Source organism: Paenarthrobacter sp. 22069 (genome assembly GCF_052046035.1).
Taxonomy (GTDB): Bacteria; Actinomycetota; Actinomycetes; order Actinomycetales; family Micrococcaceae; genus Arthrobacter.
The window spans coordinates 87,446-100,046 of the sequence record NZ_JBQEQF010000002.1; the positions used below are offsets into that span (position 1 = coordinate 87,446).

10 protein-coding genes are annotated in these 12,601 nt (G+C 66.3%); 8 read left to right on the forward strand and 2 right to left on the reverse strand.

The window, feature by feature from the left end; genetic code table 11:
- Window positions 1–121: 121 nt before the first annotated feature.
- The 6 genes from ACTJK0_RS01910 to ACTJK0_RS01935 all read left to right on the forward strand — a co-directional run bounded on the left by ACTJK0_RS01910 (window position 122) and on the right by ACTJK0_RS01935 (window position 9,312).
- Window positions 122–826: a fasciclin domain-containing protein gene (locus ACTJK0_RS01910; RefSeq protein ID WP_440744060.1), complete on the forward strand. Its 705-nt coding sequence runs from the start codon at window positions 122–124 to the stop codon at window positions 824–826.
- A gap of 175 nt (window positions 827–1,001) precedes the next feature.
- Window positions 1,002–2,669, forward strand: coding sequence for an ABC transporter substrate-binding protein (locus ACTJK0_RS01915; RefSeq protein ID WP_440744061.1), 1,668 nt, complete (start codon window positions 1,002–1,004; stop codon window positions 2,667–2,669).
- Between the two features lie 79 nt (window positions 2,670–2,748).
- Window positions 2,749–4,251, forward strand: a complete 1,503-nt coding sequence (locus ACTJK0_RS01920; protein WP_110540988.1) for a malate:quinone oxidoreductase — start codon at window positions 2,749–2,751, stop codon at window positions 4,249–4,251.
- Window positions 4,252–4,320: 69 nt separating this feature from the next.
- Entirely contained in the window at window positions 4,321–7,554 is a 3,234-nt protein-coding gene (locus ACTJK0_RS01925; protein WP_440744062.1) for an efflux RND transporter permease subunit, read from the forward strand.
- A 181-nt stretch (window positions 7,555–7,735) separates the two neighbouring features.
- The gene (locus tag ACTJK0_RS01930; protein WP_110540990.1) at window positions 7,736–8,845 is read left to right on the forward strand and encodes an LLM class flavin-dependent oxidoreductase; all 1,110 of its coding nucleotides are present in this window, start codon (window positions 7,736–7,738) and stop codon (window positions 8,843–8,845) included.
- A complete protein-coding gene (locus tag ACTJK0_RS01935) occupies window positions 8,845–9,312 on the forward strand; it encodes a MarR family transcriptional regulator (protein WP_110540991.1) in 468 nt (155 codons plus the stop codon). Before ACTJK0_RS01930 ends, ACTJK0_RS01935 begins: the two co-directional genes overlap by 1 nt.
- Before the next feature lie 88 nt (window positions 9,313–9,400).
- Here ACTJK0_RS01935 and ACTJK0_RS01940 read toward each other — a convergent pair whose 3' ends face one another.
- A complete protein-coding gene (locus ACTJK0_RS01940; protein WP_440744063.1) occupies window positions 9,401–10,207 on the reverse strand; it encodes a transglutaminase-like domain-containing protein in 807 nt (268 codons plus the stop codon).
- Window positions 10,208–10,277: 70 nt separating this feature from the next.
- Entirely contained in the window at window positions 10,278–11,141 is an 864-nt protein-coding gene (locus ACTJK0_RS01945; RefSeq protein WP_440744064.1) for a hypothetical protein, read from the reverse strand.
- A 166-nt stretch (window positions 11,142–11,307) separates the two neighbouring features.
- Between ACTJK0_RS01945 and ACTJK0_RS01950 the strand changes: the two genes are divergently transcribed.
- Both ACTJK0_RS01950 and ACTJK0_RS01955 read left to right on the forward strand, forming a co-directional pair.
- On the forward strand, window positions 11,308–11,970 hold the full coding sequence (locus ACTJK0_RS01950; protein ID WP_110540994.1) for a DUF1684 domain-containing protein: 663 nt from the start codon (window positions 11,308–11,310) through the stop codon (window positions 11,968–11,970).
- Window positions 11,971–12,056: 86 nt separating this feature from the next.
- Window positions 12,057–12,590: a GtrA family protein gene (locus ACTJK0_RS01955; protein ID WP_440744065.1), complete on the forward strand. Its 534-nt coding sequence runs from the start codon at window positions 12,057–12,059 to the stop codon at window positions 12,588–12,590.
- Window positions 12,591–12,601 lie beyond the last annotated feature (11 nt).

Sequence of the window (12,601 nt, forward strand, 5' to 3'; positions counted from 1 at the left end):
CCGCCCACCCGGCGAATAGCCATTGAGACACCAGCCAAGGGCAGGTGCTTACCGAAAGGCAGACTGCACGCCGTGGACACACAGTCCGGGCGGCAGGACGAACAATCCTAGGAGAACTGAAATGCAGACCTTCAAGCGCACCACTTTCACCGTCGCAGGCGTTGCAGCGGCCGCTCTGCTCAGCCTCACGGCATGTGGCGGATCCGGCAGCACCTCCGGTTCCTCGGCGTCGTCGGCGCCGATGGCATCCTCCCCCAGCTCCAGCATGGCCTCGCCGTCCAGCTCCGCCATGGCCTCGCCGTCGGCAAGCTCCACGGCAGCCTCCATGGATCCGGCCGCCAACCTGGTCGGTCCCGGCTGCGCCGCCTACGCCAAGCAGGTACCCACTGGTGCAGGCTCGGTTGAAGGCATGGCCCTCGACCCGGTGGCCGTCGCCGCCTCCAACAACCCGATCCTTACCACGCTGACCGCGGCGGTTTCGGGCAAGCTGAACCCCAAGGTGGACCTGGTTGACACCCTGAACGGCGGCGAATTCACTGTCTTCGCACCGGTGGACGACGCCTTCAAGAAGATCGACGCCGCCACCATCGACACCCTGAAGACGGACGATGCCCTGCTGAGCAAGATTCTCACCTACCACGTAGTGCCCGGCCAGATCACCCCGGACAAGATCGCCGGCACCCACGCAACGGTTGAGGGTGGCTCCGTCACCGTCACCGGCAGCGGCGACAACCTCAAGGTGGACAACGCCAACGTCATCTGCGGCGGCGTGAAGACCAAGAACGCAACTGTCTACCTGGTCGACTCGGTACTGATGCCGAAGTAGGCCTGATCCCCGGGCAGGCACTCTCAAGGCCCCATAAGGCCGGGTCCGCTGGCAACCAGCGGACCCGGCCTTGGCGCGTCACGCCGCTGCCTGGGACGGGCCCCAGGCGCAGTCCTCTAGACTGGGTCCCGGCCCGCAAGCGGCGGAACCGGCAGCATCCAGAGGTGATAAACGAGTGCCCAGCAGTACATCGCGGCGGACGGTCATCAAAGCCGGCGCCGTCCTCATGGCTCTGGGCGTGACCTCATGCACGGGCATCCCGTCCCCCTCCCCCACATCCGGGACGCCCAGCTCGCCGCCGGCGGAGCCTGATGCCACATTCAATTTCGGCACCGCCGCCCAGCCCCTCGGACTGGACCCCGCGCTGTCCAACGACGTGGAATCCCAGCGCATCACGCGCCAGATCCTTGAAGGCCTGGTGGGCGTGGACCAGACCACCGGCAAACCCACACCGCTGCTGGCTACGGAGTGGAACGACTCCAACGACGGACGGACCTATACCTTCAAGCTCCGCACCGGGGTGACGTTCCACGACGGCACGCCGTTCAACGCCGACGCCGTCTGCGTCAACTTCAACCGGTGGTTCGCCTTCCCTGCCGAGCTTCGCCAGCAAGCCCCGGGGAGCTCCTTCAAGGACGTCTTCAAGGCGCACGCGGACGAGCCGGAGCTGTCAATTTTCAAGAGCTGCACGGCGGTCTCGGCAGACACGGTCCAGATCGACCTCACGCAGCGCTTCACCGCGTTCCTCCCGGCGCTGACCCTGCCGGCCTTCGCCATCGCGTCGCCGGCAGCCCTCGCCTCGGGTAAGGCGGATGTCCTGGACCAGAACCGGGGTGGCCAGGTGATGTCCGCGTTCGCCACCAAGCCCGTCGGGACCGGCCCCTTCGCCATGGGGACATGGGGCAGCGACAGTGTCACCCTGGCCACCAACAAGGAGTATTGGGGTGACCGCGGCCAGATCGCCACCATCAACTTCATGGCGTACAACCACCCACAGGCCCGGCTGCAGGCCCTGCTGGACGGCACCATTGACGGCTACGACGCCGTGACGGTGGGAAATTTCGACCAGTTGGTCAAACGCGGCAAGCAGATCGTCCAGCGGGACCCGTTCTCGGTGATGTACCTGGGCATGAACCAGGACATCCCTGTCCTCCAGAACCAGAAGATCCGGCAGGCAGTGGAGCTTGCCATCGACAAGGACACCCTGATCCGGAAGTTCTTCATCGACAACACTGCCAAGGCCACGCAGTTTGTGCCGCCCAAGATCAGCGGCTTCAACAACGACGCGCCGGAGCTCGGCCACGACCCGCTGAAGGCCAAGGACTACCTCAAGGAGGGGGGATACGCGGGCGAGGAACTGAAGTTCTACTACCCCATGAACGTCACCCGCCCTTACCTGCCAACACCCGAGAAGGTCTACGCCGAGCTCAGCCGCCAACTCACCGCCGTCGGATTCAACATCCGGCCCGTGCCCGTCGACTGGTCCGACGGCTACCTGAGGAAAGTCCAGTCCGCCGGCGACCACGCCTTCCACATCCTTGGCTGGAACGGTTCCTACTCAGACGCGGACAACTTCGTTGGCCCCTTGTTCGGGCAGAAGAACGGCGAGTTCGGCTACCAGGATCCGCAGGTCTTTTCGAAGATCAACCGGGCGCGCGGACTGCCCGACGGGAAGGAGCGCGATGAGCTTTATCACACCATCAACGCCCAGATCGCCGCGACCGTGCCAGCCGTTCCCATCGCCTTCCCCATCTCGGCGCTGGCGCTGTCGGACCGTGTGCTCAACTACCCCGCATCGCCGGTCTTAAACGAAGTTTTCACGAAGGTCCAGCTAAAGCCTTGACGGGCCGCGCCAATTTCAGTATGCGGGCCGCACGGGGATATTCTGTGACAGCCAGAGCCGCTGCAATCGGAGACTGATCGTGACCTTCATTTCCAAGACCCCACACGCCGACGTTGTCCTGATAGGCGGCGGCATCATGAGCGCCACGCTGGGGGCATTCCTCAAGCAGCTGGAGCCGGACTGGACCATCTCGCTGTTCGAACGGCTGGACCAGCCGGGACTCGAAAGCTCGGACCCGTGGAACAACGCAGGAACGGGCCACGCCGCCCTCTGCGAACTCAACTACTCCCCCGCGGCCAAAGACGGCTCGGTCAACCCCGCCAAGGCACTGCTCATCAACGAACAGTTCCAGCTTTCCCGCCAGTTCTGGTCCCACCTGGTGGACAACAACCTGATTGGTTCGCCCAAGGGCTTCATCAACACCGTCCCGCACATGAGCTTCGTCATCGGCGAGGACCACACCCGGTTCCTGAAGAGCCGCTACGAGGCCCTGAAGCCGCACACCCTGTTCCGGAGCATGGAGTACTCCGAGGACCACGCGCAGATCGCCAAGTGGGCACCCCTGATCGTCAAGGGCCGCGATCCGAAACAGCGCATCGCCGCCACCCGCGCCGCCGAGGGCACGGACGTCGACTTCGGGGCCTTGACACGCGAGCTGACCACGTACCTGGGGAACAACGGCGTCGAGGTCAACTACGGCCACGACGTCACCGGCATCTCCCGCGCGTCCGACGGCGGCTGGGACCTTTCGCTGAAGTACCCCAAGTCAGGCGAACACGGCAAGATCCACGCCAAGTTCGTCTTCGTCGGCGCCGGCGGCGGAGCCCTGCACCTGCTGCAGGCCTCCGGCATTCCCGAAAGCAAGGGCTATGGCGGCTTTCCCGTCTCCGGCCAGTTCTTCCGCTGCACGGACGAGGCCATCGCCGCCCAGCACAGCGCCAAGGTCTACGGCCAGGCTTCCGTGGGTGCTCCCCCCATGTCTGTCCCGCACCTTGACACCCGATACGTCAACGGAAAGCGTTCGCTCCTCTTCGGCCCGTACGCAGGCTTCTCCACCAACTTCCTCAAGAACGGCTCCTACCTGGACCTGCCGCTGTCCATCCGGCCGGGCAACATCATCCCCATGCTGGCCGTGGCCAAAGACAACATGGACCTCACCGCCTACCTGGTCAAGGAAGTGGTCAAGAAGCACGACCAGAAGGTTGAGGCCCTTCGCGAGTACTACCCCGAGGCAAAGGGCGGGGACTGGGAACTCATTACCGCCGGCCAGCGTGTACAGATCATCAAGAAAGACCCGCAAAAGGGCGGCATCCTTCAGTTCGGTACTGAAGTGATCGCCGGCCGTGACGGCTCGATCGGTGCGCTCCTGGGCGCCTCGCCGGGGGCGTCGACCGCTGTCCCCATCATGATCGAGCTGCTCCAGAAGACGTTCCCCAAGAACTTCAAGGGCTGGCAGTCCAAGCTCAAGGACATGATGCCCGGCTACGGGGTGAAGCTGGATGAGAATCCTGACCTCGCCGCGGAGCTGGAACGGGCCACGGCCAAGTCCCTCCAGCTGGAGAGCGTTTCCGCCAGCCGCTGACCCTGCCGGGGCCAGCGGCTGCCACCCCCAGGGCATGTACCAGTCACTTAGACCCCCAGGAGTCCACCCATGTTCCGGCTGGCCCATCTTTCCCTGGCGAACCGGGCCCTGATCGCACTGATCACGGTCTTCGCCTCGGTCTTCGGCGTGATCACCATGTCGTCCCTGAAGCAGGAGCTCATCCCTTCGATTGAGTTCCCGCAGATCACGGTGCTCAGTTCAATGCCCGGGGCCTCGCCGGAAGTCGTGGACAAGCAGGTCAGCGGTCCGCTCGAAAAGGCGCTCAATGGCGTGGAGGGGCTGGAATCCACCTCCTCCACGTCGCGCACCGGCGTTTCCCAGATCACCATGGTGTTCACTTACGGCTCCAACCTGGACCGGGCCCGGAACCAGATCGACCGGGCCATTTCCAACGCCAAACGGACACTGCCCGCCGATGTGCAGCCGCAGGCCATCGCTGGAAGCATCAGTGACTTTCCCATCGTCTTCCTCGCCGTTTCTTCGGACAAGCCGCTCAGCGAGCTGAACGCCGACCTGCAGCGGCTGAGCGTACCCCGGCTGCAGAAGATCGACGGCGTCCGCAGCGCCGATGTCACCGGCGGCGCGTCCCAGCACATCGAGATCCTGCCCCGACCCGACGCAATGGCAGCCAACGGCGCCAGCCTCACTGCCATCCGCGACGCCCTCTCCAACAACGGGGCGCTGGTCCCCGCGGGCACGCTCGAGGACCAGGGCAAGACCCTCTCACTGCAGATCGGCAGCCCCGTCGATTCCCTCGATGCCATCAAGGCCCTGCCACTGTCCGGCGCCAAGAACGCGGCGACCATCGGCTCGGTAGCCGATGTTTCCCTCAAGGACGACGAGCGCACCTCCATCACCCGCACCAACGGCGCCGAGACGCTGGCCGTCTCCGTGACCAAGAAACCCGAGGGCGACACCGTGGCGATCTCCCACGCGGTACGGGATTCGCTCAAGGACCTCGAGGCCGAACTGGGCTCGAACGCCAAGTTCACCCCCGTCTTCGACCAGGCGCCGTTCATCGAAAAGTCCATCAAGGACCTCACCACGGAAGGCTTGCTGGGCCTCGGTTTCGCCGTCGCCGTCATCCTGCTCTTCCTGATGTCCGCCCGGTCCACCCTGGTCACCGCGGTGTCCATTCCGCTGTCCCTGCTGATCACGTTCATCGGCCTTTCCGCCACCCGCTACTCGCTGAACATCCTGACGCTCGGCGCGCTGACCATCGCGATCGGGCGCGTGGTGGATGACTCGATCGTGGTGATCGAGAACATCAAGCGGCACCTCAGCTATGGCGAGGAGAAGTCGACGGCGATCCTTACCGCCATCAGGGAGGTGGCCGGCGCCATCACCGCCTCCACCCTGACCACGGTGGCGGTGTTCCTGCCCATCGCGTTTGTCGGTGAGCTGGCCGGTGAACTGTTCCGGCCGTTCGCCCTGACAGTCACCATGGCCCTGCTGTCGTCGCTGCTGGTATCCCTGACCATCGTTCCGGTGCTGGCCTACTGGTTCCTGAAGAACCCCAAGGGCGCCCCCGCCGGCGCGGCTGCAGGCTCCCCGGAGGCCCGGCGCATTGCCGGCGAGGCCAAGGCAAGGGCCCACGACGCCGAACAGCGCAGCCGCCTGCAGCGCGGCTACCTCCCTATTCTCAGGTCCACGCAGAAGCACCCGGTCATCACCCTGGTGGCAGCAGTCCTGGTCCTGGGTGCCACCGGCGCCATGACCCCGCTGCTGGCCACCAATCTCCTGGGAAATTCGGGGCAAAACAGCCTGACCGTGCGCCAGGTGCTGCCGGCCGGAACCAGCCTGGCCGACACCAGTGCCGCCGCCATCCGCCTCGAAGGGGTCCTGCGCGGCATCGACGGCATCAAGGATGTCCAGGTCACGTCCGGCAACGCCCAGGCCGGCTTCGCCGCACTCACCTCCACCGGTTCCTCGAACTCCACCTTCACCGTGGTCACGGACGAAAAGGCGAACCAGGAAAAGCTCCAGGACACCGTGAGGTCGGAACTGGCGAAGGTGCCCGACTCAGGCAAGGTCTCCGTAGGCACCCAGCAGGGCGGATTCGGCACCTCCTCCACCGTCGACATCACGCTGAAGGCTGCCACCAGCGCCGACCTGCAGTCTGCCAGCGACACCATGGTGGCTGCCATGACGGGCGTGCCCGGCACCAGCGAAGTGGCCAGCAACCTTGCTGCCAGCAACCCCGTGGTGCAGGTCAAGGTGGACCGGGCCAAAGCCACGGCCGCCGGCCTGAATGAGGAACAGGTGGCAGGCGTCCTGGCCTCCACCATCAGCCCCCTCCCGGCCGGCACGGTCCGGATCGACACCAATGACTTCCCCGTCCGGATCGGCCAGGGCACGAAGTTCACCAGCATCGATGCCGTCCGGAACATCCCGCTTCCGGCGGGCGGCCGGCCGGTGACGCTGGGAAGCATCGCCGCCGTAGAGCAGGTGGACGTCCCGGTCTCCATCACTGCCAGCAACGGTGAGCGCACCGCCAAGGTGTCCATCACGCCGTCGGGCTCCAACCTGGGCGCAGTGAACACAGAAGTCCAAAAGCGCCTGGCCGATGTCCAGCTGCCGCCGGGAGTCACCGCCACCATCGGTGGCGCCACCACCCAGCAGGCAGAGTCGTTCCGGCAACTGGGCCTGGCCCTGCTGGCAGCCATCGCCATCGTGTACGTCATCATGGTGGCCACCTTCAAGTCCCTCATCCAGCCGCTGATCCTGCTGGTCTCGGTTCCCTTCGCGGCCACCGGTGCGGTGGCCCTGCTGCTGCTCACGGGCGTGCCGCTGGGCCTGCCATCGCTGATCGGCATGCTCATGCTGGTTGGCATCGTGGTGACCAACGCCATTGTGCTGATCGACCTCATCAACCAGTACCGGCAGCCGCGCGACGGACGGCCCGGGATGAACGTGGCGGACGCGATCACCAACGGCGCGCGGCAGCGCCTGCGGCCGATCCTGATGACCGCCCTTGCCACGGTCTTTGCCCTGACCCCCATGGCCCTGGGGCTCACGGGCGGGGGCGGCTTCATCTCGCAGCCCCTGGCCGTGGTGGTGATTGGCGGGTTGGTGTCCTCCACGGCGCTGACCCTGGTCCTGGTCCCGGTCCTGTACCGACTCGTCGAGGGACGGCGCGAGAAGAAGGCGCTCCTCCGGGACCTGAAGGCCCGTCCCGAATTCGGCCCGGGCCCTGACGTGGAGGGCGAGTTCCGCGACTGGACCACCGGCCAGGTGCCCAAGGTCAGCGGTCGCCGCGCTGCCCCCGGCGGCGCTGAATAGTCCGGCATTCCCTGACCGATGCCCGTACCGCCCCGCAGTACGGGCATCGGCGCATTAAACGGAAGAGACGCGCGGGAATAATCCCTGCCGCAGGGCGTTGCAGGAGGCAATAGATGCAAATGCATCTAAATTGGTTTACACTTAAACCAAGCCAGCAAGTCCAGGAACGGAAGGGCACATCATGCAGATCGGTGTTTTCAGCGTCAGCGACATCACCACGGACCCCACCACGGGCCGCACTCCCACCGAGCACGAGCGCATCAAGGCCTCGGTGGCCATCGCCAAAAAGGTCGAGGAAATCGGCATGGATGTCTACGCCCTGGGCGAGCACCACAACCGGCCGTTCTTTTCCTCCTCCCCCACCACCACGCTTGCCTACATCGCAGCACAGACCGAGCGGATCATCCTCTCCACGGCCACCACGCTGATCACCACGAACGACCCCGTGAAGATCGCCGAGGATTTCGCCATGCTCCAGCACCTGGCCGACGGCCGCGTGGACTTGGTCCTGGGCCGCGGCAACACCGCCCCGGTGTACCCGTGGTTCGGCAAGAACATCCAGGACGGGGTGGAACTGGCCATCGAGAACTACAGCCTCCTGCGCAAGCTGTGGGATGAGGACACCGTCAACTGGTCCGGCAAGTTCCGCACTCCGCTGCAGAACTTCACCTCCACGCCCCGCCCGCTGGACGGCGTTGCCCCCTTCGTATGGCACGGTTCCATCCGCACCCCGCAGATCGCGGAAGTGGCCGCGTACTTCGGTGACGGTTTCTTCGCGAACAACATCTTCTGGCCCAAGGAGCACTACCAGCAACTCATCGGCCTCTACCGCGAACGGTACGAGCACTACGGCCACGGCAAGGCGGACCAGGCGATCGTTGGACTCGGCGGGCAGTTCTTCCTGGGGAAGAACTCCCAGGACGCGGTCAAGGAATTCCGCCCGTACTTCGACAACGCCCCCGTGTACGGCCACGGCCCGTCGCTCGAGGACTTCACGTCCCAGACGCCACTGACGGTGGGCAGCCCCCAGGAAGTCATCGAGAAGACGCTGACCTTCCGCGAGTACTTTGGGGACTACCAGCGCCAACTGTTCCTCATCGACCATGCGGGACTGCCCCTAAAGACCGTCCTGGAGCAGCTGGACCTGTTCGGCGAGGAAGTACTCCCGGTGCTGCGCAAGGAATACGCTGCCCTCAAGCCGGCGCATGTTCCCGAGCCACCCACCCACGCAGGCCGCGTGGCCGCCCTGCTGGCTTCGCAGGACGCCGAAAAAGCCACCTCGGAGGCGTGATGGCTGCGGGGGGATCCGACTCGCCGATGCGGCTGGCTGCCGAAACGTGGGAATCGCTGTTCCGGGCGCAGGTTGCCGTCATGCGGAGGCTGCAGTCCGGGCCGGCATTCCGGAAGCTGGCGGTGAACGAGTACGACGTGCTGTTCACGCTCAGCCGGTGTCCGTCCGGCTGGCTCCGGCTCAACGAGCTCAACGACAACGTCCTGTTGAGCCAGTCCAGCCTGAGCCGGCTGGTGGAGCGGCTGGAAAAGCGGGGGCTGGTGGCCCGGATGCCGGCACCCGAGGACGGCCGCGGCATACTGCTTCAGCTGACGGACGAAGGACGGGAGCTGCAGAAGGAGATCGGCCGCGAGCATGTCCGGGACATCTCCGCGCTGGTGGGCCCGGCGCTGACCGCCGGGGAGCAAAAGGAACTGATGCGCCTCACCGACAAGCTGCGGAATTCGCTGGGCCAGCTGCCAAAATAGGCCCGTTAGGCACTCCGGCCGGTATGCCTAACGGGCCGGCGGCACCGGCCGGCGGGTACTCCCCCGCCGACCAACAAGCTGAACCAGGTCAGCCCAGCTGCACGAGCCGGGAAGGATCCTCTTCCGGCAGTTCCCCGTTGACCACGGCCGTGACGCGCAGCTGGTTCAATGCCAGGCTGCCGCCCACCGTGGAGAGGAAGGCCGTATCCGATGAGTCCCGGCCCGCGGTGATCCTCAGCATCGACTCCCGTGGGGCGAGCCCGGTGGGGTCGATCACGTGCCAGGCGCCGTCCACGTAGGCCTCGGCCACGGCGTGGAAGTCCATGGGGCTCAGTCCGGGCGCGTAAACGGCCGCAAGGCGGGCCGGGATGTCCTTGGAGCGGAGCAGTGCGATGGCCAGGTGGGCGAAGTCGCGGCAGACGCCGCGCCTGCTCAGGAGCGTCTCCACGGCACCGTCCGTCCCGCGGGACGAGCCGCTGATGTAGCGGAGCTCACCGTTGACCCAATCCCGGACGGCGCGCACAAGCCCGGCCCCCTGGACACCCTCGAACTCGGCGTAGGACGTGGGAAGCAGCCGGTCCGATTCGGCGTAGCGGCTGGGCCGCACGTACCGGATCCGGTCGGCCAGGCTGGCATCTTCCGGGACGCCGCGGCCTGCCACGGTAGCGGAGTACTCCACGGTGACATCGGTGGGCGCGGCGAACTCCATGTAGTGGAAGCGGCCGCCGTGGTGGTCGGAGATCTCCGTCAGCGGAACCTCTTCCCCGCCGGCCATGACGGACAGGGATTCTTCAAAGGATGAGTACCCGCTGTTCCTCGCGACGGCGATGGCCATGGCCACCTTCGTGTTGGCGTTGGTTTTGAAAGCCAGGCGTGCGGAAACAGAGCGTTCCATGTCTCTCCGGGGGTGTTGGGGGCGGACGGGAAGGCCGCGCCCCGGTACCTGGTGGGTGCGGGCGGCGGGACTAGTTTTTGACCTTCAGCGACATTAGCATCCGCTGCACATTGGCGAAGTCGGAACTGTCGTTGACGTACTGGGCTGCCTGAGCGAGCGTATCGAAGGCCTGTGCCGGGGCCACCTTTTCATCGGGCGCGAATGCCTTCAGGCCCACGAGGTCGCCGAACGATAAGTCGCCTTTGCCGTCCGGGCCACGGACCACGTTGCGCAGTTCGCACGCCCGGCCGTCCGTGCCGCCCACGAGGTTGGTGATGCCGTAGGACCCGAAGTAGCGGTACCCCTGGATGACCCGGTAGACCATCCGCGGCGGGATGGTTCCGGCTCCGCCCTGGGCGGCCAGGTCGAACGGAACGCTGCTGATCACCGTGTACGGGTGCCGGGCGTCGTCCGGGCAGTCAGGGGACGACGGCGGCAGCCCGGTCCGGAGCGCGGCCACGAAGGTTCCGTCGGGCTTCTTCACGTCGACTTTCAGGCCGCCCGGAAGGACGCCTTCCTCCGGCGCCACCGATTGGGCGATCCAGTCCGACGGCAGGTCGAAACTGACCGACTTTGCCGGGTCCGAGAAGGTCTTCCAGGAAGCGGCAGTAGCCGCGGCCCGGGGTTCGCCCGGCGTTGCGGAAGCGGAGGCCGGTGAGCTGGCGGCGGCGTCCGGAGCGGCCGACGCCGTTCCCGGGGCCGCTGATGCGGAATCCCCTGGTCCGGAAGCCGCGGATCCGGACGTTGCTGTTCCGGACGTTGCCGATCCGGTGGTTGCCGGCTGGGCCGTCCATCCCGGGCCTGCCTGTTGCGGCCCGGAGCAGCCGGCCAGCAACACTGCGGCGGCCACCAGTGACATGGCGGAAGGAACTGACGATCGCGGCGTGCCTGTCATGGGAGCCAGCCTAGCGCCGGAGCACCCGCCCCCGCGGCCGCCACGGCGGTGTTTCCTGCGCTGCCGGCGCTGCTCCCCGTCTGTCCCCGTGCGCCCTCCAGCCGCGCACCGGCCCCCGTGTCGCCGTCGGACGTTCCCGGCCCTGCCCTGCGACTAGGCTGGGGCTATGGCGGAAGATCAGCTCGGCGCAGCAGAAGACAATCCCGCGGACATCTCCGCCCTGGACATCGTCGACTGGCGGCTGCGGACGTTTGCGCTCTACGACAACGTCCGCCGGATCTCCGCCGACAGCCCGGCCGAGGCGCACTCTTACTGGCGCCACCAGCGCGACCTCATGTTCGGCACGCATCCGGCCTCGGCGCTGACTGCCGCGGACAAGGCCCGCTTCTCCGGCCTGAAGACTGCCGACTACGATCCCATCTACCGGTTCCACGTGCCCCTGACCAAGGAAGGCGCCGGACGGGAGATGAGCGTCGATACCGGCACCGATGGCGTGGTGCACTTTGTCCGGCTGGGAACTTTCGACCTGCCCGAAATGGGCCAGCTGGCCGTGTGGAAACTCCACGGCTACGGCGGGGGCATCTTCGTTCCGTTCCGCGACGCAACGGCCGGCCAGCCGGGTGGAACCTACGGTGCCGGCCGCTACCTCCTGGACACCATCAAGGGCGCTTTCCACGGCGTGAACGGCAGCGGCCCCGGCGCCCGGTACGTCCTGGACTTCAACTTCGCGTACAACCCGTCCTGTGCCTACAACGACGCGTGGGCGTGCCCGCTCCCAGGGCCGTCCAACCGGCTGGCGGTGGAGATTCCCGTCGGCGAGCTGTACTGATTCATGGCGGTTATTTCCGGACGCCCTGCGCGCCTTCCGTTCCTGCTCCCTGCCTGCGGCACTGATCGCGCCGCCGGTGCCGCCGCATGAGGGAAGGTGCGGCCGCGCCCCCAGTCCAGGAATCTCCAGTCCAGGAATCCCCGGTCCAGGAATCCCCGGTCCAGGAATCCCCTGCCCGGCGATCGCCCGCCACGAAGCATTACCGCGGGATCCTGCGTTTCCCGGTCATCCGGCAATTGCTGCGCTTCTCCGGGGTCGGTGTCATCTGCACCGCGGCCTCGCTGGGACTCTACGCGCTGCTGCGGCCGTGGCTTGGCGCCCAGCTGGCGAACGCGGTGGCGCTGGTCCTGACGTCCCTGTTGAACACGGCCCTGAACCGCCGGCTGACGTTCAAGATTGCGGGCCAGCAGCGCCGCACGCGTGACCACCTCAACGGCATGGTGGTGATCGCAGTGGCCCTGGTGATCACCGGCAGCAGCCTGGGCGTGCTGCACTGGTTCAACCCGGATGCCACTGTGGGCGACGAACTGGTGGCTACAACGTTGTCCGGCTTCCTTGCCACCGCGGTGCGCTTCAGCATGCTGCGGCACTGGATCTTCCGCCGCGCCCGCCACCGCTGACCCCCCGCGGG